At 65.1% G+C, this 25300-nt stretch carries 21 protein-coding genes; 12 read left to right on the forward strand and 9 right to left on the reverse strand.

The window, feature by feature from the left end:
- Positions 1 to 2: 2 nt before the first annotated feature.
- Together AAFG13_RS39130 and AAFG13_RS39135 are read right to left on the reverse strand one after the other, a co-directional pair.
- Positions 3 to 980: an ABC transporter permease gene (locus AAFG13_RS39130; RefSeq protein ID WP_212311376.1), complete on the reverse strand. Its 978-nt coding sequence runs from the start codon at positions 978 to 980 to the stop codon at positions 3 to 5.
- 242 nt (positions 981 to 1222) lie between these two features.
- Positions 1223 to 2836, reverse strand: coding sequence for an ABC transporter substrate-binding protein (locus AAFG13_RS39135; RefSeq protein ID WP_342710284.1), 1614 nt, complete (start codon positions 2834 to 2836; stop codon positions 1223 to 1225).
- Between the two features lie 445 nt (positions 2837 to 3281).
- Between AAFG13_RS39135 and AAFG13_RS39140 the strand changes: the two genes are divergently transcribed.
- The gene (locus AAFG13_RS39140) at positions 3282 to 3581 is read left to right on the forward strand and encodes an HU family DNA-binding protein (protein WP_021077434.1); all 300 of its coding nucleotides are present in this window, start codon (positions 3282 to 3284) and stop codon (positions 3579 to 3581) included.
- Positions 3582 to 3748: 167 nt separating this feature from the next.
- On the opposite strand, the gene AAFG13_RS39145 is transcribed toward AAFG13_RS39140, so the two are convergent.
- Complete coding sequence (locus tag AAFG13_RS39145; protein WP_342710287.1) at positions 3749 to 4528, reverse strand: SDR family oxidoreductase; 780 nt, start codon at positions 4526 to 4528, stop codon at positions 3749 to 3751.
- Positions 4529 to 4858: 330 nt separating this feature from the next.
- Positions 4859 to 5845 carry an ABC transporter substrate-binding protein gene (locus tag AAFG13_RS39150; RefSeq protein WP_212311373.1) on the reverse strand — a complete coding sequence of 329 codons (987 nt, stop codon included), beginning with the start codon at positions 5843 to 5845 and terminating at the stop codon, positions 4859 to 4861.
- Between the two features lie 472 nt (positions 5846 to 6317).
- On the opposite strand from AAFG13_RS39150, the gene AAFG13_RS39155 reads away from it, so the two are divergent.
- The 8 genes from AAFG13_RS39155 to AAFG13_RS39190 all read left to right on the forward strand — a co-directional run bounded on the left by AAFG13_RS39155 (position 6318) and on the right by AAFG13_RS39190 (position 15173).
- Positions 6318 to 7412, forward strand: a complete 1095-nt coding sequence (locus AAFG13_RS39155) for an ABC transporter substrate-binding protein (protein ID WP_342710288.1) — start codon at positions 6318 to 6320, stop codon at positions 7410 to 7412.
- Positions 7390 to 8406, forward strand: coding sequence for an ABC transporter permease subunit (locus tag AAFG13_RS39160; protein ID WP_342710290.1), 1017 nt, complete (start codon positions 7390 to 7392; stop codon positions 8404 to 8406). Before AAFG13_RS39155 ends, AAFG13_RS39160 begins: the two co-directional genes overlap by 23 nt.
- Positions 8400 to 9197 (forward strand): ABC transporter ATP-binding protein, encoded by a 798-nt coding sequence (locus tag AAFG13_RS39165; protein ID WP_342710291.1) that lies wholly within the window; start codon positions 8400 to 8402, stop codon positions 9195 to 9197. The genes AAFG13_RS39160 and AAFG13_RS39165 overlap by 7 nt, the downstream gene beginning before the upstream one ends.
- The gene (locus tag AAFG13_RS39170) at positions 9191 to 10363 is read left to right on the forward strand and encodes an acyl-CoA dehydrogenase family protein (protein WP_342710292.1); all 1173 of its coding nucleotides are present in this window, start codon (positions 9191 to 9193) and stop codon (positions 10361 to 10363) included. Before AAFG13_RS39165 ends, AAFG13_RS39170 begins: the two co-directional genes overlap by 7 nt.
- 33 nt (positions 10364 to 10396) lie before the next feature.
- Positions 10397 to 11491, forward strand: a complete 1095-nt coding sequence (locus tag AAFG13_RS39175; RefSeq protein WP_342710293.1) for an LLM class flavin-dependent oxidoreductase — start codon at positions 10397 to 10399, stop codon at positions 11489 to 11491.
- Complete coding sequence (locus AAFG13_RS39180; protein ID WP_342710294.1) at positions 11488 to 12429, forward strand: ABC transporter substrate-binding protein; 942 nt, start codon at positions 11488 to 11490, stop codon at positions 12427 to 12429. Before AAFG13_RS39175 ends, AAFG13_RS39180 begins: the two co-directional genes overlap by 4 nt.
- Positions 12430 to 12852: 423 nt before the next feature.
- Complete coding sequence (locus AAFG13_RS39185) at positions 12853 to 13698, forward strand: CmcJ/NvfI family oxidoreductase (RefSeq protein ID WP_212311366.1); 846 nt, start codon at positions 12853 to 12855, stop codon at positions 13696 to 13698.
- Between the two features lie 221 nt (positions 13699 to 13919).
- Positions 13920 to 15173 (forward strand): MFS transporter, encoded by a 1254-nt coding sequence (locus tag AAFG13_RS39190; RefSeq protein WP_342710295.1) that lies wholly within the window; start codon positions 13920 to 13922, stop codon positions 15171 to 15173.
- Here the strand turns inward: AAFG13_RS39190 and AAFG13_RS39195 are convergent.
- Genes AAFG13_RS39195 through AAFG13_RS39210 form a run of 4 tightly spaced genes read right to left on the reverse strand, consistent with a single transcriptional unit; the run spans position 15170 to position 18412 of the window.
- Positions 15170 to 15934: an anti-sigma factor gene (locus AAFG13_RS39195; RefSeq protein WP_342710296.1), complete on the reverse strand. Its 765-nt coding sequence runs from the start codon at positions 15932 to 15934 to the stop codon at positions 15170 to 15172. The genes AAFG13_RS39190 and AAFG13_RS39195 overlap by 4 nt on opposite strands.
- On the reverse strand, positions 15931 to 16458 hold the full coding sequence (locus AAFG13_RS39200; protein ID WP_342710297.1) for a sigma-70 family RNA polymerase sigma factor: 528 nt from the start codon (positions 16456 to 16458) through the stop codon (positions 15931 to 15933). Before AAFG13_RS39200 ends, AAFG13_RS39195 begins: the two co-directional genes overlap by 4 nt.
- Positions 16455 to 17912 carry a YncE family protein gene (locus AAFG13_RS39205; RefSeq protein ID WP_342710298.1) on the reverse strand — a complete coding sequence of 486 codons (1458 nt, stop codon included), beginning with the start codon at positions 17910 to 17912 and terminating at the stop codon, positions 16455 to 16457. Before AAFG13_RS39205 ends, AAFG13_RS39200 begins: the two co-directional genes overlap by 4 nt.
- The gene (locus tag AAFG13_RS39210) at positions 17912 to 18412 is read right to left on the reverse strand and encodes a DUF305 domain-containing protein (protein ID WP_342710299.1); all 501 of its coding nucleotides are present in this window, start codon (positions 18410 to 18412) and stop codon (positions 17912 to 17914) included. The genes AAFG13_RS39205 and AAFG13_RS39210 overlap by 1 nt, the downstream gene beginning before the upstream one ends.
- 259 nt (positions 18413 to 18671) lie before the next feature.
- On the opposite strand from AAFG13_RS39210, the gene AAFG13_RS39215 reads away from it, so the two are divergent.
- From AAFG13_RS39215 to AAFG13_RS39225, 3 genes are all read left to right on the forward strand, one after another.
- The gene (locus tag AAFG13_RS39215) at positions 18672 to 20324 is read left to right on the forward strand and encodes a hydantoinase B/oxoprolinase family protein (RefSeq protein ID WP_342710300.1); all 1653 of its coding nucleotides are present in this window, start codon (positions 18672 to 18674) and stop codon (positions 20322 to 20324) included.
- Positions 20325 to 20331: 7 nt separating this feature from the next.
- Positions 20332 to 22371 carry a hydantoinase/oxoprolinase family protein gene (locus AAFG13_RS39220; protein WP_342710301.1) on the forward strand — a complete coding sequence of 680 codons (2040 nt, stop codon included), beginning with the start codon at positions 20332 to 20334 and terminating at the stop codon, positions 22369 to 22371.
- A 107-nt stretch (positions 22372 to 22478) separates the two neighbouring features.
- Positions 22479 to 23714, forward strand: a complete 1236-nt coding sequence (locus AAFG13_RS39225) for an ABC transporter substrate-binding protein (RefSeq protein WP_342710302.1) — start codon at positions 22479 to 22481, stop codon at positions 23712 to 23714.
- Positions 23715 to 23915: 201 nt separating this feature from the next.
- Here the strand turns inward: AAFG13_RS39225 and AAFG13_RS39230 are convergent, their stop codons facing one another.
- Complete coding sequence (locus AAFG13_RS39230; protein ID WP_342710303.1) at positions 23916 to 25130, reverse strand: mandelate racemase/muconate lactonizing enzyme family protein; 1215 nt, start codon at positions 25128 to 25130, stop codon at positions 23916 to 23918.
- Between the last annotated feature and the right edge of the window lie 170 nt (positions 25131 to 25300).

The following is a 25300-nucleotide window of genomic DNA, read 5'->3' on the forward strand; positions in this document are numbered from 1 at the left end:
CGTCAGCCCTCCGCCGCGATGCGCGGGTCGAGCCGCGCGTAGAGCAGGTCGACCACGAAGTTCACGACAATCACAAGGAGCGCGGACACGAAGACGATGCCGAGCAGGGTGTTGAGGTCGCGCTGCACCACGGACTCATAGGCGAGGCGGCCGAGGCCGGGCAGCGAGAACACGCTCTCGACCACGACCGAGCCGCCGAGCATGGTGCCGGCCTGCAATCCGATCAGCGTCACCATCGGCAGCAGCGCGTTGCGCAGCACGTGGCGGGTGATGACATGGGTCTCGTCCAGTCCCTTCGCGCGGGCGGTGCGGACGAAATCGAGGTTCAAGACCTCGAGCATGGAAGCGCGCATGATGCGCAAATAGATCGCAAGGAAGATCAGCCCGAGCGTCAGCGTCGGCAGCACGAGGTGGGCCGCGATATCGAGCACGCCCCGGATGCCGGTCTGCACTGTTCCGATGTCCTGGAAACCGCCGGATGGCAGCCATTGCAGATAGACCGAGAACACCACGATCGCCATCAGCCCGAACCAGAACGAAGGGGTGGCGTAGAAGATCAGGCCAAGCGTCGAGATCAACGTGTCGGGCCAGCGGTTGACGCCGCGCGCGGCGATCACGCCGAACACGAGGCCGAAGAAGAACGCGAACGACAGCGACGCGGTCATCAGCAGGATGGTCGGCGGCAGCCGCTCCAGGATCACGGTCGCCACCGGCTTGCCGTAGATCGAGGAGAAGCCGAGATCGAGCCGCACCAGGTGCCACAGATAGTTGGCGAGCTGCGCCGGAACCGAGAGGTCGAGCCCGTAGAACTTGCGCAGCTGTTGCGCGGTCGCGGCGTCGCCGCCGCCCATCTGCGCCATCAGCGCATCGACGGTGTCGCCCGGCGCGAGCTGCAACAGCAGGAACACGCCGATCAGGATCAGGAACAGGGTCGGAATCGAGGCGGCCAGCCGCCGCCCCGCAAGGCTCAGGATACGCATCGGTTATCTATAGCGTTTTCGAACGAAGTGGACACCGGTTCGCATCCAGAAGGCCTTGAGTTGAACCAGAGCCGGCCCCCTCGTCACCTCGCCCCGCTTGCGGGGAGAGGTCGGATCGCATCGAAGATGCGATCCGGGTGAGGGGGTACAGGTCTATCGATGGAGCAATATCGCGGAGAGAGCCCCTCACCCCAGCCCTCTCCCCGCAAGAGCGGGGCGAGGGAGAAGCAAGGCTTGCCGCCTCATGCGCTTAGCCACAGATCGTGCCAGCTCGCCGAGCCCCATCGCGGCGTGTTGGAGTGGTTGCGCGCCTTTGCGGTGATCACGGTGACGAAGATCTGCTCGATCGGCATCCAGACCGGCAGTTCGGTGTTCACCTCCTTGACGAAATCGGCATAGAGCGCCTTGCGCTTGACCGGATCGACTTCGGTCGCGGCATCGTCGATGGTCTTGTCGACGGTCTTGTCCTCCCAGCCCCACTGGTTGGTCCACGGCGCGCCCTTGGGCTGGCCGGAGCGGTACCACACCGTGGTCGAGACCGCAGGGTCGTTGCGGTACTGGTGCCAGCCGGTCGCAAGATCGAAGGCGTGGTCGTCATAGACCTGCTTGAGGAAGCCGCCGCCGTCGTTGCGCACGATATCGACCTGAATGCCGACTTCTCCCAGCGACTGCTGGATGAAGGTCGACCACAGCGAGATGTCCTCACCCCACGGCGCCGGCAGCAGCTTGAGGGAGAAGCGGTTGCCGCCTGAGGCCTTGAGGCCGGCCTCGTCGAGCAGCGCGATCGCCTTGGCCTTGTCATATGGATATTGCGGCGTGTTCGGTCCGGGAAAGAAGTCGGTCGAGGTCGAGGGAATCGGGCCGGTGCCGAGCTTGGCGAAATCGCCCAAGAAGTTCTCGATGAAGAACGGCACGTTGATCGCATGCGCGATGGCGCGGCGGACGCGGATGTCGGACAATTCCTTGCGGCGGAAGTTGAACTCGATGGTGTTGGTGCGGGCGTTGCCTTCATTGCCCTTGGTCTGGACGATGAAGCGCTTGTCCTTGCCGAGCCGCGCCATGTCCGAGATCGTCAGCCCCGAGAACGGGCTGTAGTGCAATTCGCCGGCCTCCATCTGGGCGGCCGCGGCGGCGCGGTCGGTGATCACCTTCCAGACGATGCGGTCGAGATAGGGCGCGTTCGGCCGCCAGTAATCCGGATTGCGGTCGGCGATGATGTATTGCCCGCGCTCATATTTGACGAATTTGAACGGGCCGGTGCCGACCGGCGCCAGATTGGTCGGGTTCTGCCTGATGTCGCCGCTCTCATAGAGATGCTTGGCGGAGACGTAGCCGAGGTCGGGCAGGGCCCGGAGCAGCAGGTTCAGCGGCATCGGCCGCTCGTAGCGGAAGATCGCGGTCTGCGGATCGGGCGTATCGACCGATGTGAGGAACAGCTGCAGCGTCGATCCGTAGTTGAGGATCTTCTTCCACATGTTCATCGCGGTGAAGGCGACGTCCTCCGACGTGAACGGCTTGCCGTCGTGCCAGGTGACGCCCTTGCGCAGCTTGAAGGTAACGGTCTTGCCGTCCGGCGTCGCCTCCCAGCTCTCGGCGAGCACGCCGACCGGCTGGCCGTTGGCGTCGAGGTCGACCAGATTCTCCTGGATCTTGCCGCCGATGATGTAGACGCCGGTCGAGGCCTGGATGCTGGGGTTGAGCTGGCGCTGCTCGGCGCCGTAATGGACGTTGAACACGCCGCCCTTGCGCGGGGTTTCCTGCGCGAATGCCCGCATCGGATTGATGACGTTGGCCGCAATCGCGGCCGAGGTCAGAAGGGCCGTGCGGCGGTTGATCTCAAGGCGGGACAAATCCATACGCGGGGTCTCCGGAACATACATAAAGGCTTGCATCGGGGTGGCCAGCCGATCGGCCGTGGCGCCCCTTTGCGATGTTACGATGGAATGGGAACCCGAGTCGAACCCGAGTCATTTTCTAATGCCTCGGCCTTTTGGAGGATCGTTTCCGAAACCTGAAGTGGCCCGCCGCAGTGCGCCGCAACCCGAATTGCACGCAACATTGTCGCACACAGGCCGCGCGCGATGCGTCGAGTGATTCTCTTTCTGGCCCGCTTCGGGAGCCCCGAAGCCGCGCAAACGCTGTAATTTTAGGGGTCGGAAGCGACTTGACTGGAAAAAACACTGGAAAAAACCCTGATTCGGGGGCTGTCCACAGCGATATTGCTGTGGTGAGTGCAGAAAACACTGTTTTTCTCGGCGTTTTCCGCCATATCGTGCCCACTCCAGAATCAATGGAGCAACCATGGCTACCCAACTGTCGAAGTCGCAAGTGATCGAGAAGATCGCGACCACCACCGAACTCTCCAAGCGCGACGTCAAGAACGTTTTGGACTCGCTCGTCGATGTCGGCCACAAGGAGCTGAAGAAGGCCGGGGTGTTCCTCGTCCCCGGCTTCGCCAAGTTCGTTGTGGTCAAGAAGCCGGCGACCAAGGCGCGCAAGGGCACCAACCCCTTCACCGGTGAAGAGATGATGTTCAAGGCCAAGCCGGCCCGGAAGATCGTCCGCGCACGGCCGGTCAAGGCCGCCAAGGACGCGGTTTAAGATGAAAGGCCTCCGGTGACGGAGGCCTTTTGCTTTTGAGCCGTCGCTTCCTGCCGTTGGTTGCCCGCTTGAGCGTTTTCGAGCGAAGTGGACACCGGTTCGCGTGAAGAAAACGCGCCAAAGCAAAGTCTCGAGCTCCGGTTTCTGGTTGAACCAGGACCGGGGCTCTAGACCACCGGCGACCGGCCACCATCGACATTGATGGCGGTGCCGGTGATGTAGGAGCCTTGCTCCGAGGCCAGGAAGCAGGCGAGGTTGGCGAACTCCTCCGCCGTCCCGATGCGGCCGAGCGGCGTGCCCTTGGCAAGGCCCTTGGCGAATTCCCCGAAATCCGTGTTCGGCGCCTGGGCCGCGTGCCGCTTGACCCATTGATCGCTCATGATCAGGCCGACCAGCAGCGCATTCACCAGGACGTTGTGCTCGCCGCCTTCATTGGCCATCACCTTGGTCAGCGCCATGCCGGCGGCGCGCGACACCGAGGTGGGCGCGGAATTGCCGGCCGGCGCCTTCGCAAAGGTGTTGAGCACGTTGATGATGCGACCCCATTTGCGCTGCTTCATGCCCGGCCACACCAGCCGGCTGAAGCGGATCGCGGCGAACAGTTTCAGGTCGAGGTCCTCCTGCCAGGCCTCGTCGCTGATGTTCTCGAAGGCCAGCGTGCGCGCGGTTCCGGCGTTGTTGACCAGCACGTCGATCTTGCCGAGATCCGCGACGATCTGGTCGTACGCGCTCGAGATGTCGGCGGCCTTCGCGACGTCGCAGACATAATCGCGCACCACAAGGCCGTCCCTGGCGAGTGCCTCGCGCGCCGCCGCGAGGTCGGCCGCGCCCCGCGCGAGGATCGCGACCTTGGCGCCGGATTCCGCAAACCGCCGCGCCACCGCGATCCCGATGCCCTTGCTGCCGCCGGTGACTACCGCGACACGGTCCTTCATTGATAGGTTCATTGTTGTTCTCCCTGGGGCTGGCCCTGAGAGAACGCTATCAAACCGACAGCGCGACCAACAAGGTCATGCAGAGCAGGTGTGCTGTGACGATTATCGCGAGATGGAGCGGGCCGGACATCGGATGCCTCCATTGTGGTGCGCGGCTTGATGCTTCGTCAGGTGGGCACGGCCGTCTGTCTCCCTCCCCCTGAAAGGGGGAGGGCGGGGTGGGGGTTGCTCTCCACGGACGCCGGCGTCTGTGGAGGCAGGATCCCCACCCGGTTTGCTCCGCAAACCGACCTCTCCTTTTCAAGGGGAGGTGAGGATAGAGCGCACTGGATCAGGCACGTCCTAGTTCAAGCTTGCGCTTGCCGTAAAACTGCGGTCGACGGCCTTGCCGACATCCAGCGTCTTGCCGAGGATGCCGTAGCGCGTGGCGCGGTCGGATGCGGCCTGCACTTCCTTCACCACGGCCTCGTTGATCGCGATCGGGCTCGTCTTCTGTGCAGTGTAGGCGGCGAGCAGCACGTCTTCCGGCAGTTTTGTGAGCTCGGCCGTGCTCTTCGCGTATTCGGCAAGATGGTCGAGCGACCACAACCGCGCCTTGTTGAGCCGCTGCACCAGATCCTGCACCGCCGCGCGCTTGGCCGCGATCGCGTTGTCGGAGGCGACGATGAAGGTGATGGTCGGCGTCAGGCCCTCGCCATCGGCGACGACGCGCGCATTGTCCTTCAGCTTGGCATAGGAGATGTACGGCTCCCACACCGCCCAGGCGTCGATCGAACCGGCGAGCAGCGCGATCTTGGCGTCGACCGGGCCGAGCGGGGCGAAGGTCGCCTCCTCGATCCTGCTGCCGGCCTTCTCCAGCGTCGCATTGATCAGGAACTGGCCCCAGCCGCCCCGCGTGCCGGCGAGGCGCTTGCCCTTCAGATCGGCCGCCGTCTTGATCGGCGAATCCCCGCGCACCAGGATCGCCTGGGTCCGTGCATCGGAGCGCGTGCCGCCGATCGCCTTGATCGGCGCGCCGGAGGCATAGACCGTGAGGAAGGACAGGTCGCCGGTGTAGCCGACATCGAGCGCGCCGGCATTGATCGCCTCCAGGATCGGGGCTGCGGCCGGAAATTCCGACCATTCGATCTTGTAGGGCAGGTCCTTGGCGAGGCCGGAGATCTCCAGCAGCGAGCGGTTGCCGCCCTTCTGGTCGCCGACCCGCAGCACGATCGCATCAGCCGCGAAGGCTGCGGCCGATGTCGACAGCGTGATGACGGCCGTGATCAGCGCGGCCGCGGTGCGGCGCGTGAATGTATGGGGAGAACCCGGGCGGGTCAGTTTGCGCATATGCATTTTCTTTCTGATTCATTCGCTGCTCGTCGGAAAGCGCGGCGGCGTTTGATCAAGTCTATGAGCAAGCCGTTCGTCGTCAACGAAACGGAAAACTGAAATCAGCCCGCGCGCAGCAAGGATGATCTCGCCGGACCGTCATGCGTAGAAGACATCGCGCAAGCGGCGATGTTTCGCTCAAATTTGGCGCAATCGATGCCGCTCCGTCGAGCGTCTGCGCCGCGACAGCAGCGAAAATCCTTTCATCGTCGCGCGCTGCGATCGTGGAGAGTTCAGCTGCCGCGCCGACTACATTCGAAATTCCATTTCATTGACGGTGAACTTGTCGCGCCGCATCATTTGCGCGTTGCTTTGAGGGCAATAGCGCCGGAGAAATCCGCTTTTTTCTAAACGATGAGCTTCGAACGACGGGGCGCGCAGACGGACACGTCTTGTGCGCGGGGCGGAGCCTTGCCGAAATGCAGGAGTGATGATGTCGACGAACAAGAAGACGGTGATGGATCGCCGCACCTTACTGCGTGCAGGCGCCGCTGCAGCTCTTGCCGCGCCGATCGGCGCCTATAGCGCGCAAGCGTTCGCGCCGCGCCCGGTCGCATCGGCGATCGACTTCTCCGAATTCCCGATCTGCAAGACCGCCTCCGATGCGCCGCCGCTGACGGGAGCGCCGCGCAAGCTGAAGCTGTCCTGGAACGCCGGCGCGGTTTGCCTCGCGCCGCTCCCGGTCGCGATCGACCATGGATTCTTCCAGAAGCAGAATCTCGACGTCGAGCTCGTCAACTATTCCGGCTCGACCGACCAACTGCTGGAGGCAATTGCCACCGGCAAGAGCGACGCCGGGCTCGGCATGGCGCTGCGCTGGTTGAAGCCGCTGGAACAGGGGTTCGACGTCAAGATTGCCGCCGGCACCCATGGCGGCTGCATGCGCGTCCTGACCCGCACCAATTCCGGCGTCGGCAAGCTCGCCGACCTCAAGGGCAAGATCGTCGCGGTCGGCGATCTCGCCGGTCCCGACAAGAACTTCTTCTCGATCCAGCTCTCCAAGCTCGGCATCGACCCGGTGAGGGATGTCGACTGGCGCGCCTATCCCGGCAATCTCCTGAACGTCGCGGTCGAGAAGGGCGAGGTGCAGGCCTTCCTGTCGTCCGACCCGCTGGCCTATCTCTGGCTGAAGGATGCGCAGTACAAGGAGGTCGCTTCCAACCTCGACGGCGAGTACCGCGACAAGAGCTGCTGCATCGTCGGCCTGCGCGGCAGTTTGGTGCGGGAAGAGCCGCACGTCGCGCGTGCCATCACCCAGGCGCTGCTCGATGCCGCGATGTTCACCTCGCAGAACCCGGACAAGGCGGCAAAATCGTTTCAGCCCTATGCGCCGAAGGCGGCGAGCCTCGCCGATCTCGAGGCGATGGCGCGCTACCACACCCATCATCATCATCCCACCGGCGAAGTGCTCAAGCGCGAGCTCAAGGGCTATGCCGACGACCTGAAATCGGTGCAGGTGTTCAAGCAGAGCACCGACACGGCCAAATTCGCGGAGCGGATCTATGTCGACGTATTCAGTGTCTGACACGACGGCCGCCGCCGCCCCGCGCGCCGCGGTCACGTTCTCGAACCTCTCCGGCAGCTACGGCGTTGGCCTCGCGGCAACCCTCGCCTGGCTCGCGTTCGGGCTGTCATGCCTCTATTGGCCCGATGTCGGCGACTGGTCGCGGACGGAATCGCTCGGCATCGGCGCGATCGTCATCGCAGCCTTTATCCTGTTTGGTACATTCAGCGCGGATTATCTCGGCAGTGCCGGGCAGGCGTTGCGCAAGCGCGCGCCATGGCTGGTGGCCTTCGGCGCCTTCGTCACGTTGTGGGAGGTCGCCACCGCGAAATTCGCCTGGCTGCCACTGCCGTTCTTTCCGCCGCCGCAGTCGATCCTCGAGGTCTATACCGACGATCTGCCAAAACTGCTCGACAGCGTGTTCGCCTCGATCAAGCTGCAGCTCGGCGGCTACATCATCGGCGCAACGGTCGGCTTCATCACGGGCGTCTCGATCGGCTGGTCGCAAAAGATCGGCTATTGGGTGCACCCGGTGCTGCGCTTCATCGGCCCGCTGCCGGCGACCGCCTGGCTGCCGATCGCGTTCTTCACCTTCCCGTCCAGCTGGAGCGCCTCGACCTTCCTGATCGCGCTCGCCACCGGCTTCCCGGTGACCGTCTTGACCTGGTCGGGTGTGGCGAGCGTCAGCAGCGCCTATTACGATGTCGCGCGCACGCTCGGCGCCAAGCCGTCGTTCCTGGTGCTGAAGGTCGCAATCCCGGCCGCGCTGCCGCACGTGTTCGTCGGCCTGTTCATGGGGCTCGGTTCGTCCTTTGCGGTGCTCGTGGTCGCCGAAATGATCGGCGTCAAGGCCGGGCTCGGCTGGTACCTGCAATGGGCGCAGGGCTGGGCGGCCTATGCCAACATGTATGCGGCGCTGATCGTGATGTCGCTGCTCTGCTCCGGCGCGATCACGCTGTTGTTCAGGACCCGTGACCGCCTGCTGGTCTGGCAGAAGGGTGTCGTCAAATGGTAGTGCAGTCCGCCGCTGAAGCGATCACCTATCCCGCGGTAGGCGCTGAGCTGGACATCGAAGGCGTCAGCCATGCCTTCGATATCGACGGCGCCGTGCTGCCGGTGCTCGACAATGTGAACCTGTCGATCGCGCCCGGCGAATTCGTCGCGCTGCTCGGCCCGTCCGGCTGCGGCAAGTCGACCTTGCTGCGACTGGTTGCGGGGCTCGAGAAGCCGCGCGGCGGCGCGCTGCGCGAGGATGAAGTCCGCATCAGCGGCCCGCATCCGTCGCGTGTCGTGGTGTTCCAGGACCCGACGCTGTTTCCGTGGCGCTCGGTGTGGGACAATGTGGCGCTCGGGCTGGAAGCGCAGGGTATCCTGAAGGCGCAGCGGCACCGGGTCGACGCCGTGATCGAGCTGGTCGGCCTGTCCTCGTTCCGCAATGCCTATCCGCACCAGCTCTCCGGCGGCATGGCGCAGCGCGTGGCGCTGGCGCGCGCGCTGGTCAATGATCCGAAGATCCTGGTGCTCGACGAGCCGCTCGGCAAGCTCGATTCGCTGACGCGGATCGCGATGCAGGCCGAGCTCGTGGCGTTGTGGCAGCGCAAGGGCTTCACCACGCTGCTGGTCACGCATGACGTCGAGGAGGCGCTGGTGCTCGCCAACCGCGTCATCGTGCTCTCCGATCGGCCGGCGCGGATCAAGGCTGATATCGCCGTCGCCCGGCCATACCCGCGGCATCGCGGCGATCCCTATCTGGCCGATCTGCGCAGGCAGATCCTCGGGCTGCTCGGACTGGAGGCGACGTGGTGACGACCGCCGCGAGGGAGCTGCCGCCGGCGAACCAGCCCGAGCACATCGCGCGCGCGTTGCGGCTTGCCGAGGTGTTTGCCGCGCGCGCCCCCGTACATGATCGCGACGCCAGCTTTCCCTTCGAGAATTTTGCTGACCTGTCGCGCGAAGGCCTGCTGGCGCTGACCGTGCCCGTGGCGCTCGGCGGGGCCGGGGCGGGCGCGCGCGATGCCACGCGCGTGCTCGGCATCATCGGCAAGGCCGATCCATCGACCGCGCTGGTGCTGTCGATGCATTACATCCAGCATCTGGTGATGGCGCGCAGCACGCGCTGGCCCGGCCGTCTGGCGCGCAAGCTCGCCAAGGAAACGGTCGAGGGCGTGGCGCTGATCAACGCGTTGCGCGTCGAGCCCGAGCTCGGCTCGCCCGCGCGCGGCGGCCTGCCGGCGACCACGGCGCGCCGCACCCAAACCGGCTGGCGGCTGACCGGCCGCAAAATCTATTCGACCGGCGCGCCGATCCTGAAATGGTATTCGGTCTGGGCGAAGACCGACGAGCCGGAGACCCGCGTCGGTTTGTTTCTGGTTCCAGCCGGATTGCCGGGAACGCGGATCGAGGAAACCTGGGATCATCTCGGCCTGCGCGCCAGCGGCAGCCACACCGTGATCTTCGACGACGTCGTGTTTCCGCTGGATTCTGAGATCGACGTTCGCAGGCCAGACGACTGGAAGGTTCCTGACGTCACCCAGGCGACCGTGCATGCGATCTTCGTCGCCGCGATCTATGACGGCATCGCCCGCGCGGCGCGCGACTGGCTGGTCAAATTCCTGAAGGAACGGGTACCCGCCAATCTCGGCGCGCCGCTGGCGACGCTGCCGCGCATGCAGGAGGTCGTCGGCGGCATCGAGGCCCGGCTTGCCGTCAATGCCCGCCTGATCGACAGCTTCGCCGCCGATTTCGATAACGGCTTCCCGCTGTCCGCGATCGAGTCTAACATCATCAAGCTGACGGTGACCAATAACGCCGCAGCAGTGGTGGAGGATGCCTTGTCGCTGACCAGCAATCACGGCCTGTCGCGAACCAATCCCCTGGAGCGGCATTACCGTGACGTGCTGTGCGGCCGCGTCCATACCCCGCAAGACGATGCCACCCGTGTCTCCGCCGGACGCTCCGTGCTGGGCGTCTGAAAACAACAGCCAACAACAACGGAGTTGTCAGTTATGCCGGTCGAGTTCATCGGCTTCATCACCAACAACAATGCCTCCGAGACCATTGTCCGGTCAGGCCCGGTGCTCGATCCGCCCTATATCGAGACCGTCGCCAAGGCCCATGAGCTGGCCGGCTTCGATCGCGCGCTGCTGGCGTTCCACTCGACCACGCCGGACGCGCTGCAGGTCGCGCAGCACGTCCTGACCATCACCAAGCAGCTCAAGGTGATGATCGCGCAGCGCCCGGGCTTCACCGCGCCGACGCTCCTGGCGCGCCAGCTTGCGACGCTGGATCAGTTCTATGGCGGCCGCGTCTCGCTGCACGTCATCACCGGCGGCAACGCCATCGAGCTGCGCCAGGACGGCAACACGCTCGACGACAAGGACGAGCGCTACGCCCGCACCAGCGAATTCCTCGACGTGGTGCGGCTGGAATGGACCAGCGAGAAGCCGTTCAACTACAGCGGCAAGTATTACAGCGTCGAGAACGGCTTCTCGCAGGTGAAGCCGTTGCAGAAGGGCGGCATCTACACCTTCGTCGGCGGCGGCTCGGACGCCGCGGTCGAGGTCGCGGGCAAGCATGCGGACACCTTCGCGCTGTGGGGTGAATCCTACGCCCAGGTGCGCGACGTCACCGCGCGGGTGCGCGCAGCGGCTGCCAAGCACGGCCGCCCAACGCCGCGCTTCAGCCTGTCGGTACGGCCGATCCTGGCCGACACCGAGGAGAAGGCGTGGGCGAAGGCGGAGCATATCCTCGCGCGCGCCACCGCGCTGCAGGACCAGACCGGCTACCGCCGGCCCAATCACGCGACCGATGGCGCCAAGCGGCTCCTGGCGCTCGCCGATCAGGGCACGCGGATCGACAAGCGGCTGTGGACCGAGATCGCAAAGCTCACCGGCGCCAACAGCAACACCACCGCGCTGGTCGGTACGCCCGAGCAGGTCGCCGAAGTGTTCGCCGACTACTACGATCTCGGCGTCAGCCACTTCCTGATCCGCGGCTTCGATCCGCTGGTCGATGCCATCGACTACGGCCGCGAGCTGATCCCGCTGACCCGCAAGCTGATCGAAGCGCGCGACCAGCAGCGGGGGATTGCCGCCGAATGATCCGTCTCATTGTCGCGGCGGCGCTTGCGCTCGCCGCCATCGACGCGGCCGTCGCGCAGACCACGCTGCGCGTCGGCGACCAGAAGGGCAATTCGCAGGCCGTGATGGAAGCGGCCGGCGTGCTCAAGGACGTTCCCTACAAGATCGAGTGGAAGGAGTTCGCCGCCGCGGCGCCGCTTCTGGAGGCGCTCGGGGCCGGTGCGATCGACACTGGTCTCGTCGGCGACGCGCCGTTCACGTTCGCGGCGGCCGCCAAAATTCCGGTGAAGGCGATCGCGGCCGTGCGGCAGTCGCGCGACGGGCTTGCGGTCGTGGTGCCGGAGAATTCTCCGATCAAGAGCTTCGACGATCTGCGCGGCAAGAAGATCGCAACCGGCCGGGGCTCGATCGGCCATCAGCTGATCCTGGCCGCGCTGGAATCGAAGGGCTGGCAGGCGAGCGACGTGCAGATCGTGTTCCTGGCGCCGTCGGATGCCAAGGTTGCCTACACGCAAGGCTCGGTCGATGCCTGGTCGACCTGGGAGCCCTATGTCAGCCAGGAAGAAGTGCTGTTCAAGTCGCGCCGCGTCATCACGGCCGACGGCATCACGCCCGGCCTCGGCTTCCAGGTCGCGACGCCGGATGCGATCAAGGACAAGCGCGCCGAGCTCGAGGATTTCGTGCGGCGCCTCGCGGCGGCGCGCGCATGGTCGCAGAGCAATGTCGAAGGCTACGCTGCGACCTGGGGCAGGCTGATGAACATCCCGCCCGCGGTGCCGCTGAACTGGCTGACGCGGGCCAAGATCCGCATCGCGCCGATCGACGACAGCGTGGTGGCCGACGAGCAGAAGACCATCGATCTCTACGACCGCTGGGGCCTGATCCGGCAGAAGATCAACGCCGCCGACATCGTCGATCGCTCGTTTGCAGCGGCGGTGGAGAAGGGCGCCGGGCTGTAGGCAATTTGCAAGCGACGCCAAACATTCAGCGTCGTCCTGGCGAAAGCCAGGACCCATTACCCCGGATGCTAGTTTTTGTAGGACGCTGAGGCCGCGATCCCGCTCACCATCAAATTCGGTGGTAATGGGTCCTGGCTTTCGCCAGGACGACGGGCGTGAGGGCTTACGCATTCTGAAGAGGCGACCGCTGCAAGCGGGAGATGTGGACCATCTGCGCGGAAGCGGTTCAACGTCGCACGATTGCACCGCTAACGAACCCGTGATCTCGAAAACATCCATTCGTCCGCAGGCCGCTGCGCGGCAAGGATTTTCCCCTCTTCGCGCATTCCAAAACCGCAACGTTGCTATTTTCGCCGCGGCCTTGCCGCACCCACCGGCGCTGCCAAGATCAAACGGAGGAACAATCGAGTCCGGGAGATCACCGTGGGCCTTCAAGAAACTCGCATCGAGTCGCTGCCGTTTGTGACCGCTGAACTGAATTATCTCGCGCCGACGCCGGGCAAGCCCCGAACTTACGCTTTCGATCCGCCGCCCGGCGAACCCAAATCCACTGCACTGCCCGAAGCTCACAATGTCCCGATCTTTGACGGGCGTCTGATCGCCGACAGCTTCTCGCTCGACCGCGAGGGCTTTGCGCTGGTCAAGCATCCGACCTTCGTGAAGGACTATTACGACGACAACGAAGTCCGCAACGTTTACTACCCGGCCGTCGAAGCCTTCCTCAAGGCGACGCTGAAGGCGGATCGCGTCTTCATCTTCGATCACACCGTGCGCAAGCGTGTCGAGGGTGCGGCTGATATCCGCGGCGGCGGCCCGCGCCAGCCCGCCACCCGCGTCCATGTCGACCAGACCGCCGTTTCCGGCCACAACAGGGTGTTCGAGCACTTGCCCGACGAGGCCGAGCAACTCGTCAAGGGCCGCGTCCAGGTGATCAATCTGTGGCGTCCGATCCGCGGCCCCTTGCGCGATTCACCGCTTGCGATGGCCGACGGCACCACGGTTGCCCCGGAGGATCTGATCGCATCCGACCTGATCTACCCGAACCGCAGCGGCGAGACCTATTCGGTGAAGTACAATCCGAACCATCGCTGGTTCTACATTCCCGAGATGACGCCGGACGAGGCGATCCTGCTGAAATGCTACGACTCGGCGACAGACGGCCGGACGCGGTTCGGACCGCACACCGCCTTCGTCGATCCGACCACGCCTGCGGATGCGGCGCCGCGCGAGAGCATCGAGCTCCGCACGCTGGTGTTCCATAAGCAGTAAGGGGCGCGCTTCCCATAAATTCGTCATGCCCGGGCTGAAGCGCGAAGCGCGTCTTCGCGCGGATGTCCCGCGCATCCACGTCTTCGGCTTCGCGTGAAGAAAGACGTGGATCGCCGGGACAAGCCCGGCGATGACAGCATCGCGGGCGTTGCCCCCAAACTTGGCACCATCAGCCCAATAATGTTACGCCCGTCCCCCAACTGCTTGGGGAAGGGCGATTCATGGACGGCGTGGTGACGAAGGAAGCAGCGGGGATCGGGTTCCGCGCCCTGGTTCTTGCGCTTCTGGCATTGGGCTCTGGTCACATGCTGTCGACGCTGCTGCGCACGATCCCGGCGATCAGCCTCGATCTGATGGCGCGAGATTTCGGCACCTCGCCGCAGGCGCTGGCGAGCCTCACCTCGATCTATCACTTCTCCTTTGCCGCCTCGCAGATCCCGGTCGGCGCCGCGATGGACCGTTTCGGCGTGCGGCCGGTGTCGCTGAGCCTTCTCGGAGGTACCGTGGTCGGGACGCTGGTCTCGGCGCTCGCCACGGGTCCCGCGAGCTTCGTGCTCGGGCAACTGATGCTCGGCATCGCCACCTCGGGCATGCTGATGTGCCCGATGACGCTGGCCGCCAAGCAGATGTCGGCGGCGAAGTTCGGACTGTGGTCCGGCCTGATCCTCTCGATCGGCAATATCGGCATGCTGCTGTCGGCAAGCCCGCTGGCCTTCGTGGTCGATCAGTTCGGCTGGCGCGCCGGCTTCTGGGGCTCGGCCGGCTTCGGCATTGTGGTGCTGATCGCGGTATTCGCGCTGGTGCCACGGCAGCCGGCGGCGCATGCGGATGATTCCTCACCCTTGCAGCAGATGGCCGAGGTGCTGCGGCTCGGCCTGTCGCGCGGCCTGCGCGGACTGATCGCGCTGTCGCTGGTGTCGCTCGGTGCCTCGCTGGTGCTGCGCGGCCTGTGGGGTGGGCCGTGGCTGATGGATGTGAAGGGCCTGAGCCGCATCGAGGCCGGCAATGTGCTCGGCCTGTTCACGCTGGCGATGATCATTGGCCCGGCCTGTATCGGCGCGATCGATCGCAAGTTCGGGCATCGCCGCACCATGGTGGCGTCGACCCATGCCGTCGCCGCGCTGCTGCTGGTGCTGATGGCCGCCGGCGCGCCGCATTTGGCGGTCTCGAACCTGCTCGGCGTCGCCGTGATGCCGGTGCGGTATGATCTCGTGCTGCTGATCCTGATCGGGTTTGCGACCTCGGCGCAGCCGCTGATCTACGGCATGACGCGGCAGCTCGTCGACGCCCAGAACACCGGCAAGGCGCTGTCGTCGGTCAATCTCGCTTTCTTCCTCGGCGCGGCGCTGCTGCAATTCAGCACCGCCGGCGTTGCGGCGCTGTTCGGGCTGCCCGCGGTGCTGCTGTTCGTCGCCGGCGCCCTGGTGATCGGGATCGTGCTGTTCCTGACCTATACGCGGCCTTCCGCGGCCTAGATCGCCTGCGCCTGCTTGCGGATTTCGTTGGCAAGCGGCCGCAAGGAATCGACCCCGCGCGGCCCGACGAGGCTATAGCCCGTGCCGCCGTCGGCCCAGGAGAAACCTGCGATGTCGCCGCCCGAATGCGCGGCCATCGGCGCGTTCTGATCCGACGTCATCGGACGGGTGAGGACCACAAGCCGCTCGCCGTGATCATCGTCGTACATGAACATGGCCGCCGGACCGTGCGCCGTCGGCACCACCCGTCCGCCCATCAAGCGATATCCCGACTTGGTCAGATCCGGCAGCTTGACCGGCTGACGCAGCCGGTTCGAGACCCATTGCACAAGCTCGGTGCTGTCGCGCAGCTCGACCGGCCGGGTGCGATCGGAGGCGTACACCTTGTAGGAATCGCTTGCTTCCTCGGCCAGCGCCGCAATCCCGCCGGCAGGTGCCAGCGTCGCGCTACGGATTACCCATCCGCCGAGGCCGCCGATCGAGAGCATCAGCATCGCTGCGATCGCCCAGCGGAAGGACGAGGGGCGGCGGCGCGGGCGCTCGATCATCCTGGCGAGGTTGAGCTGCGGCGGCAGCGGTTCCTCGGCAATCGGCAGCAGTGCCGATCGCAGCAGGTTACGCTCGTCGGAGTAGGCGGCGATGCGCTTGGCCATATCAGGATGCTTTTCCAGATAGGCGGTGATCTCCGCCTCGCGCTCCGGCTCCAGCGCGCGATCCACATAGGCATGCAGATCGTCTTCGGTAATGGGTCGATTGCTCATGTCTTGTTCCGCAATTGCACGACATTATGATCCAGTTGGCCGGCAGTGCCCTCCAACTCTTGATGGAGCCGCTCGCGGGCGCGCGCCAGGCGCGACATCACCGTGCCAATGGGCACGCCGAGCACCTTCGCGGCGTCAGCGTAGGACAAGTCCTCGACGCCGACGATCAGGAGGACCGCACGCTGGTCATGCGGAAGCTTTGCGAGCTTCGCCATGACGTCGCGATACATCACCTTCTGCTCCTGCGCGGCTTCCTGACCGAACGCATCCTCGTTGGTTTCGTCGATCGCGACATGGACGCCGCGCGTCGTTGCGCGGCGAAACTGGTTGATGGCGAGATTGTGAAGGATTGCGAACAGCCACGGCCGCGGATTGTCCGACCGCCGCTGCTCCCAATGAATGACGGCGCGTTCCAGGCAGTCCTGCACCAAATCGTCGGCCGCTGCGTGGTCGCGGACGAGGGCCCGCGCATACCGCCGCAAGGCGGGTATCAGCGGTTCGACGAGGCGCAGCATGTCGTTCATGGCGTTTGCACCTGGATGACCGCACCGAGTTTCGCCGGTTCGCCTGATGCGATGACGAGATAGCGCCGTTCGGCCTTGGCCGCGCTCTGCACGATCTGGCGGATCGGACCAGCGGCGTTGACGATCGCTGAGCCGGCGGGATTGGTCATGAAGGCTGCCAGGGGCTCTACCGATCCCGTCCCATCGGCATGTTCGGCCAATCCTAGCACGTAGCGCTGCTTGGGTTCGAGCCCGGTGACCGATGCCTGCACCACCTGGATCAGGCCCTGATCGAACAGCGAGACGCTGGTCGGCGGCTTGTCGCCCTTGGCCTCGTGCTTCGGCGCGAGCGCGAGGTGGGCGGCCTGGCCGGCGACGCCGAGCGCCTGCAGGTTCTGACGGTCATCAGGATTCGGCACGGCGTTCGGCACGTAGGCGATCGCCTGCGGTGCCTGACCGATCGGGATGTTGGCGATCACCTTGTTGGTCGCGGTGTCGATCGCGGCCAGCGCATCGGCATTTTCCAGACCGACATAGACCCGCGTGCCGTCGCCGGACGGCCAGATGCCATGCGGGAGGTTGCCGACCGGAATGGTCGCGACCTCGGAGAAGTCGTCGGTGCGAAACACCTTGACCTCGTTGGTGCCGCCGACCGTCACATAGGCGAAGGTCCCTTTGGCCGTCTTCGCGAAATTGACGTGGTTGGTAATCGGGCCGGTGTCGATCGTCTTGATCAGGTTGAACGGCGGCTTGGCGTTGAAGACCTGCGTCCTGCCGACATCCTTCAGCGTGAACCACACCTGCTCGCCGTCCGGCGTCGCTGCGATGTTGGGGCAGAACGGGCTTTCCTGCTTCACCTTGGCGACGATCTGATGGTCGGCGACCGAGACCACGTCGGTTTCCGGATTGAATGAGGAGCAGATGTAGCCGTACTTGCCGTCGGGCGAGAAGATCTGCATGCCCGGTCCTGCCGGCACCTCGATCCGCATCGTTTCCTTGAAGCTCTGCGCGTCGATCACCGAAATGTAGTTCTCGCCGCGCACGGTGACCCACACTTCCTTGCCGTCCGGCGTGAAGAACGCCTCGTGTGGCGAACGCCCGACATAGGTGACGTGCTTGACCGCATTGGTTGCCGTGTCGATGAAGGTCACCGAATTCGAGCCGATCGAGACGATGGCGAGGGTGTGGTGGTCGGGCGAATAGCCCATGCCGTGGACCAATACCTGTCCCTTGTAGAGCGGGCTGAAATTGCCGGGCTGCGGGTCGCCGAGCTTGATCACGCCGAGCAGCTTGTTGTCGACGGGATCGGTGACCGACACCGTGTTCGAGAACTGCTCGGCAGCGTAGACGCGGTCGTGATGGCTGATCGGGATGTCGGGCGAGGACGCGGTGCCCGGCGCCTGTCCTGCAAACGCCGATGTCGACAGCGCGATCATGCTGGTGGCCAACAGGCCCTTCATGAACTGGCCGGTCATCACTTGGTCTCCTGCTTCATCATATCGTGGTGCATGTTCATGTGATCGTGCGTGGTCGCCGCCGGGCCGGGTTTCGCGCCGGGTTGTTGTGTCGGGGCGGGTGTCGTGTCCGTGACCTGTTCGCCGAGTGCGAGCTTCATGGCGTCGATCTCCTGGCGTTGCTCGACGATGATCTCCTGTGCGATCCGGCGCAGCCGCTCGTTCTTGCCGTAGCGGAGCTCGATCACGGCCATGTCGATGGCGCCCTGGTGGTGCGGCGTCATCATCGCGACGAAGTCGCGGTCGATATCGCCGCTCGGCTTGGCAGCCATGTCGTTCATCATCTTGGTCATCGCGGCATCGTTCTCCGCGAGGAAGGCGCTCTCTTCGGCCGACTGCGCGGTCTGGGCCGGCTGATGGGCTTCTTGGGCGAGCACCACCGGGGAAACTGCGACGGTGAACAGAACGCGCATGCCGAACACCGCGGCACCGAAGCCGGGTCTGAGGAATCGCAGGATCATCATGTTTCACCCTGAAGGTTGTCGCGGAGGGCCCCCGCGATCCAGTTGGCTTGCATGGGTGGGACGCGGTGGCGTGAGTTCTATTCCGTCGCCGGGTCAAAGATTGTCGATCACGACTTGCTGATCGGCCGAATGGTCCGTTCCGGCCGAACCGGCCGATTTGCGATCGGCAAGCCACTGGCTATAAGAGGGAATTCCGGTTCCACTCGGCCGGTTCCTCCATCCTCGCCGCGCAATCGCACGCGCCAACAAGGCCAAGATGTCCGCCAAGATCGATCCAATCACCCGCTCCGTGGTCCAGCACCGCCTGTCGTCGATCGTGAAGGAGATGGGCGAAGCCATGCTTCGCACCTCCTATTCGCAGATCCTCAATTCCAGCCGCGATTTTTCGCTGGCGATCTGCGACACCAGCGGGCGGCTGATCGCGCAGGCCGATCACATCCCGGTCCATGTCGGTGCCTTACCTTGGGCGACGCTCGCGGTCGAGGAACGCTTCAAGGATGTCGCGCCCGGCGACGTCATCCTGCTCAACGATCCCTATCATGGCGGCAGCCATCTGCCCGATCTCACCGCCTTCGTGCCGGTGTTCGACGGCGGCAAGCGATTGCTCTGGACCATCGTGCGCGCGCATCAGAGCGACATCGGCGGCGCCACCCATGGCGCCTACAATCCGGCCGCCACCGAGATCTATCAGGAAGGCATCCGGATTCCGCCGATCAAGCTGTATGAGGCCGGCAAGCCGCGTGAGGACCTGCTCGACCTTTTGGCGCTCAACATCCGCAATCCCAGAGAATTCCGCGGCGACCTTGCGGCGATGCTGGGTGCCGCGCATCTCGGCGAGCGCCGCGTCGCAAAACTGTTCAGCGAGTTCGGTGCCGAGACGGTCGAGGCCGCGATCGAGGCCATTCTTGATGCCACCGAGCAGCAGACCCGCGCCGTGGTGTCCACATGGAAGGATGGCGTGTTCTATGGCGAAGCCCTGCTCGACGATGACGGCCACGGCCGCACCGACATCAAGATCGCGGCCAAGGTGACCAAGAAGGGCAGTGACATCGAGGTCGATCTCACCGGCTCCGATCCGCAGTCGACGAGTTTTGTGAATTCCTCGCACGCCAACATGCAGGCGGCGGTGGCGATGGCCTTTGCCTATCTGATCGACGCCGACATCCCGAAGAACACCGGCGCGCTGCGGCCGCTCAAGGTGGTGGCGAAGCAGGGCACCATCGTGTGGGCCGATCCTGGCCGCCCCGTGACCTTGTGCACCAGCCATCCCTCCAACGAGATCGTTGAAGCGATCATCAAGGCGATGTCGGCGTCCTGTCCGGATCGGGTGATGGGCGGCTGGGGTCGCCGCTTCCGCATCGCGATCCAGGGCGAGGATCCGCGCAACGGACGCAATTTCATCTGGCACATGTTCCAGGCGCGGCCGGGCGGCGGCGCATCGCCGGGCGGCGACGGCTATTCCTCGATCGGCGAGTGGCACTCGGTCGGCGGGCTCAAATTCGGCAGCATCGAGGTCGCCGAAGTGCGATTTCCGCTGCATTTCCGTCAGCACGAGTTCCGGCCGGATTCCGGCGGCGATGGCCAGCATCGTGGTGGGCTCGGCGTGGCGCTCGACATGGTGCTGGAGACGGCAAAGCCCGCCAAGGGCAACACCGCGGGCGACGGCGCGCGGCACGGTCCCTGCGGCATGCTCGGTGGCAAGGACGGCGAGCCGCATCACTATCGCCTCTTGTCGGAAGGCCGCGCGCCGCGCGTGCTGAAGACCAAGGAGGTCGGCATCGAGCTGCGCCCCGGCGATTGCCTGGAGATCCGCTCGTCCGGTGGCGGTGGCTGGGGTCCATCCGAGAAGCGAACGGCGGAGGCGCGGGCGCGCGACGTCGCACAAGGTCTGGTTTCGAAAGCAGTATAGGGCAGCGATGTACACGATTGGGGTTGACGTCGGCGGCACCTACACCGACCTGGTTGCGACGGATCAAACCGGGCGGACCGTTTTCGCGAAATCACCGTCCACGCCGGCCGATCAGTCGATCGGTGTCATGGCGGGACTTGAGGAACTGGCGCGCCGCCTCGACGTCACGCGCGCGGCGATGCTCGCCGCGACCGATCGCCTGGTGCACGGCACGACGGTTGCGACCAATGCGCTGCTCGAGCGCAAGGGCGCCAGGGTCGCGCTGCTGACCACCGAGGGCCATCGCGACGTCGTCGAGATGCGCGAGGGGCTGAAGCCGGATCGCTACGATCTGCGCACGCCGCCGCCCGAGCCATTGGTGCCGCGGGAGCGACGGTTTGGCGTGCGCGAGCGGCTGAAGGCCGACGGCAGCGCGGCGGTTGCACTCGATGCCACAGCGCTTGGCGATGTCATCGCCGAGGTGAAACGGTCCGGTGCGAACTCGATCGCGGTCTGTTTCCTGCACGCCTATCTCAACCCGGCGCATGAGCTCGCCGCGGTCGAGCGGCTGGCGAAGGAGCTGCCCGATGTCAGCGTGTCGCGCTCCAGCGACGTGCTGCCGCAGATCAAGGAATATGAGCGCGTCTCGACCACGATCGTGAACGCCTATGTCGCGCCGACGGTGCGACGCTATCTCACCAATCTGGAGCGCAGCCTGCATGAGGCCGGCTTCAAAGGCTCGCTGTTCGTCGTGCTGTCGCATGGCGGCATGGCGCCGGTGGAGGAAGCCTCGCGGCTCGCGGCGGGCACCGTGCTGTCGGGCCCGGCCGGCGGCATCTCCGGCAGCCGCCGCTGCGCCGAGATGCTCGGGATTCCCGATCTCGTGCCGTTCGACATGGGCGGCACCTCGACCGACATCTCGCTGATAGCCGACGGCGAGGCCTCGCTGTCGGCCGACGGCATGCTGGCCGGACAGCGCATCGCGCTGCGCAGCCTCGACATCGCCAGCATCGCGGCCGGCGGCGGCTCGATTGCCGGTGTCGACGGCGGCCGCACGCTGCGGGTCGGGCCGGAGAGCGCGGGCTCGGTACCGGGCCCGGCGTGCTACGGCAACGGTGGCCTGGCTGCCACCGTCACCGATGCCAATGTCCTGCTCGGCTATCTCGATGCCGCCGCCTTCATGGGCGGCGCGCGCCCGCTCGATCGCGCGGCGTCGGAAGCCGCGGTTGATCGCATTGCTGCGGCGCTCGAGCTGTCGCGGATCGAGGCCGCCGCCGGCATCTACAAGATGATCAATCTGAAGATGGCCGACGGCATCCGCCTGATGACGCTGCGCCGCGGCGTCGATCCCCGTAAATTCGCGTTGCTCAGCTTCGGCGGCGCCGCCGGCATGCACGCCGCCGAAGTCGCACGCGAGCTCGAGATCAAGCGCATCATCGTGCCGACGGTCGCCTCGGTGCTGTCGGCCTGGGGCATGCTGACCAGCGACCTGCGCTACGAGGTGAGCCGCACCCATTACGGCACCGGACGGATCTCCGCCGACGAGGTGAGGGCACTGTTCGCCGGTTTGGAGGAGCAGGCGGCGGGGCGGCTGCGCGACTGGTTCAAGGGCGACATCGCTATCGAGCGTTCGGCCGAGATGCGCTATGGCGAGCAGGTGTTCGAGATCGACGTGCCGCTCGGCGAGCTCGATCTCGGCGCCGCGGATCTCGTGACGCAGATCGAGGAGCGCTTCCATCGCCGCCACGAGGAACTCTACACTTATGCTTCCCGCGGGCAGGAGGTGGTGTTCGTCAACGCCCGTGTCGCCGCAGTCGGCAAGGTCGCGCGCGGCGGCGGCGATGTCGGTGAGGCCGCCTCAGTCGCACCCTGCACGCCGCGCGGCAAGCGGGAGGCCTGGTTCGGTGCCTGGCGCGAGGTGCCGGTCTATGCGCTCGACGATCTCAAGCCGGGCCATGCGCTGGCCGGTCCCGCGATCATTGAGGCCGAAACCACCACGGTTCTGATCGACAGCGGCGATCGTGTCGCGGTCAACCCGCTGGGCTGGCTCGACATAACATTGCGCTGAGGTTCGCCTCCGCCATCAACATTTCATTTTCCCGGCATTGGCTTGGGCGATAAGGTCGCGTCCTCGGGAGGGAGCGCCGGCTGCTGCCGGCGTTTGTGACGATGTTGATGCAAACAAAAAGACAAACCGTGCTTTCGATTGTCCTTGTCCTCGCAGCGATGCTCGCGGCGTCGCCACTGCGTGCGCAGCAGGCGCCCGAAGCGAAGACGGACAGCGAGATCCGTGTCGGCAATGTCATGCCCTACACCGGACCGCTCGCCGCGTTCGCGACCATCGGGCGCGCGGAAGCTGCCTATTTCGACATGGTCAATGAGCATGGCGGCATCAACGGCCGCAAAGTCAAGTTCGTCTCGGTCGATGACAGCTCCAATCCGAAGACCGCGATGGAGCAGACCCGCGATCTCGTCGAGAAGCAGGACGTGCTGTTGATGTTCGGCTCGTTCGGCACGCCGAGCAATCTCGCCGTGCGAAAGTACCTTAACGAGAAGAACATCCCGCAGCTGTTCGTTGCCTCCGGCGACGAGGAGTGGGCGCATCCCAAGACCTTTCCCTGGACCATGGGCTGGCAGCCGACCTTCCGCGCCGAGGGGCGGATCTACGCCAACTACATCCAGGCCGCCTATCCGTCGCGCAAGATCGCGGTGCTGTGGCAGAACGACCAGTTCGGCCGCGATCTGTTCCGGGGATTGCAGGAAGGGCTCGGCGACACCGCGGGTATGATCGTCGCCGATCTCGCCTTCGACGCGTCGGAGACCGCGATCCAGAACCAGGTCGGAATCCTCAAAGGTTCCGGCGCCGATATCCTGGTGTTCGACGGCGCGCCGGCGATCGCGGCCCGCGCGATCCGCGTGGCGGCGGACCTCGACTGGCACCCGGTGTTCATCCTCGACAACGCGTCGGCCTCGATCGCCAGCGCGTTGCGGCCGGCGGGCCTGCAGAACTCGCTTGGCGTGATCTCGACCTCGTTCCTGAAGGATGCCGGCGACGCCTCCTGGAAGAACGATCCGCAGATCAAGGCGTGGGACGCCTTCATGGACAAATACTATCCCGACGGCGACAAGGACGACATCTACGCCGTGTTCGGCTATGCCGCCGCCGACACGCTGATGCAGGTGCTGCGTCAGTGCGGCGACGACCTGTCGCGCGAGAACATCATGCGGCAGGCCGCCTCGCTGAAGGACTACCAGAGCCCGATCGCGTTGCCCGGGATCGTGATCAACACCGGGCCGAAGGATTTCCGCCCGATCAAACAGATGCGGCTGGTGCAGTTCGACGGCAACGCCTGGCAGCCGATCGGCGACGTGATCGAAAGCGCGTTCACGCCGGTGCGGGAGGATAATTGAGGGGGCACTTATTTGCTTCGCTCTAAGCGAAGCCCGCCGCTCTAACACCGTCACCCCCGCGCAACGGCAAGGCCGTTGTCGCTGGAGGTGGCCGCTTCTTCAGCGGCCCTCGAAGGGTCGACGGCCCGGCTGGTGGGCCGTGCATCCTTCGAGGCTCGCTCCGCTCGCACCTCAGGATGACGGGTCTGATAGCGTGACCGCTTACTTCTTCAGCCCGTAGTTCAGCAGCCCGCCCTTGTTCTTCGGCGGATGGGCGCGCAGGCCTTCCTCGTTCGGCTCGGTGCCCCAGCCCGGGCGATCCGGGATCACGAGATGGCCGTCGACGAACTCCGGCACGTGGGTGAACAGCTCGTGGTCCCAGGCCAGCCGATCGATGTCGGTTTCCATGATGCGCAGGTTCGGCACCGCCGCGCAGAAATGCGCGTTCATCATGGTGCAGAGGTGGCCGTAGAAATTATGCGGCGCGACGTTGACCTCGAAATGCTCGGCGGCCGCGGCGATCTTCATCGACTGCCAGACGCCGTTCCACGGCGTGTCGATAATCGCGACGTCCATCGCCTGCTCGGTGAAATAGGGCAGGAATTCGCGCAGGCCCAAAAGCGTTTCGCAGGACGAGATCGGGTGCGGGCTCTGGCGGCGGATATAGCCGAGCGCCTGCGGATTGAAGGTGTCGATCTCGACCCAGAACATGTCCATCTTCTCGATGGCGCGCAGGATCTTGAGATAGCCTTCAGTCTTGGCGTTGAAGTTGAGGTCGAGCAGCAGGTCGACATCCGGCCCCGCGCCGTCGCGGATCGCCTCCAGATGCATGCAGAGATTGCGCAGCACATTGCGGTCGACATTGATCTCGGGCTGGAACGGCGCGCCGAAGCCGGGACGCCAGCCTTGCGGCTTGCCGTCGGTATAGACGAAGATGTTGGTCTTCATCGCCGAGAATTTCTTTTCGCGCACCTCGGCCCCGATCGCCTTGACGCCGTCGAGATCGGTGATGGCGGGCTTGTACCAATCCGGATGATTGATGCGCCAGGTCGCGCAATGCGACCAATAGACCCGCACGCGGTCGCGGATCTTGCCGCCGAGCAGGTCGTAGCAGGGCACGCCGAGCGCCTTGGCCTTGACGTCGAGCAGCGCGTTCTCGATGGCACCTAACGCCAGCGCCACCACGCCGCCGGCGGCGGGGCGCGTCGCGGCGAACAGTTCCACGTAGATCCGCTCGTGCTCGAAGGCGTTCTTGCCGATTACGCGCGCCGACAGCCGCTCGATCGCTGCGGTCACGCCGGGCGCGCCGAAACCTTCGTCGTATTCGCTCCAGCCGACCAGTCCATCCGCGGTCGTCACCTTGACAAAATGATAATTCCGCCAGCCGGCATCACAGGCGAGCGTCTCGACGCTTTTGATCGTGGTGGATTTGCTCATGGTTTCCTGCCCGGCGTTTGTTGGTGTTGAAGAGAGCACAATAGCGGATCGAGCAATGCGTCAACCGCACGGCGGCAGACCCTCAGCGCACGCTCGTTGCAAAGTGCTGCAGCATTCCAGCGAATTCCGTCAAGCGGAAGAAAATTCCACTTGCATCACACAGTCGGCGC

The organism is Bradyrhizobium sp. B124 (genome assembly GCF_038967635.1).
GTDB lineage: Bacteria > Pseudomonadota > Alphaproteobacteria > Rhizobiales > Xanthobacteraceae > Bradyrhizobium.

Bases quoted from the DNA above. Each gene is read 5' to 3' on its own strand.
- AAFG13_RS39130 (WP_212311376.1), bottom strand. From the start codon at position 980: ATGCGTATCCTGAGCCTTGCGGGGCGGCGGCTGGCCGCCTCGATTCCG.
- AAFG13_RS39135 (WP_342710284.1), bottom strand. From the start codon at position 2,836: ATGGATTTGTCCCGCCTTGAGATCAACCGCCGCACGGCCCTTCTGACC.
- AAFG13_RS39140 (WP_021077434.1), top strand. From the start codon at position 3,282: ATGGCTACCCAACTGTCGAAGTCGCAAGTGATCGAGAAGATCGCGACC.
- AAFG13_RS39145 (WP_342710287.1), bottom strand. From the start codon at position 4,528: ATGAACCTATCAATGAAGGACCGTGTCGCGGTAGTCACCGGCGGCAGC.
- AAFG13_RS39150 (WP_212311373.1), bottom strand. From the start codon at position 5,845: ATGCGCAAACTGACCCGCCCGGGTTCTCCCCATACATTCACGCGCCGC.
- AAFG13_RS39155 (WP_342710288.1), top strand. From the start codon at position 6,318: ATGATGTCGACGAACAAGAAGACGGTGATGGATCGCCGCACCTTACTG.
- AAFG13_RS39160 (WP_342710290.1), top strand. From the start codon at position 7,390: ATGTCGACGTATTCAGTGTCTGACACGACGGCCGCCGCCGCCCCGCGC.
- AAFG13_RS39165 (WP_342710291.1), top strand. From the start codon at position 8,400: ATGGTAGTGCAGTCCGCCGCTGAAGCGATCACCTATCCCGCGGTAGGC.
- AAFG13_RS39175 (WP_342710293.1), top strand. From the start codon at position 10,397: ATGCCGGTCGAGTTCATCGGCTTCATCACCAACAACAATGCCTCCGAG.
- AAFG13_RS39180 (WP_342710294.1), top strand. From the start codon at position 11,488: ATGATCCGTCTCATTGTCGCGGCGGCGCTTGCGCTCGCCGCCATCGAC.
- AAFG13_RS39190 (WP_342710295.1), top strand. From the start codon at position 13,920: ATGGACGGCGTGGTGACGAAGGAAGCAGCGGGGATCGGGTTCCGCGCC.
- AAFG13_RS39195 (WP_342710296.1), bottom strand. From the start codon at position 15,934: ATGAGCAATCGACCCATTACCGAAGACGATCTGCATGCCTATGTGGAT.
- AAFG13_RS39200 (WP_342710297.1), bottom strand. From the start codon at position 16,458: ATGAACGACATGCTGCGCCTCGTCGAACCGCTGATACCCGCCTTGCGG.
- AAFG13_RS39205 (WP_342710298.1), bottom strand. From the start codon at position 17,912: ATGACCGGCCAGTTCATGAAGGGCCTGTTGGCCACCAGCATGATCGCG.
- AAFG13_RS39210 (WP_342710299.1), bottom strand. From the start codon at position 18,412: ATGATCCTGCGATTCCTCAGACCCGGCTTCGGTGCCGCGGTGTTCGGC.
- AAFG13_RS39215 (WP_342710300.1), top strand. From the start codon at position 18,672: ATGTCCGCCAAGATCGATCCAATCACCCGCTCCGTGGTCCAGCACCGC.
- AAFG13_RS39220 (WP_342710301.1), top strand. From the start codon at position 20,332: ATGTACACGATTGGGGTTGACGTCGGCGGCACCTACACCGACCTGGTT.
- AAFG13_RS39225 (WP_342710302.1), top strand. From the start codon at position 22,479: ATGCAAACAAAAAGACAAACCGTGCTTTCGATTGTCCTTGTCCTCGCA.
- AAFG13_RS39230 (WP_342710303.1), bottom strand. From the start codon at position 25,130: ATGAGCAAATCCACCACGATCAAAAGCGTCGAGACGCTCGCCTGTGAT.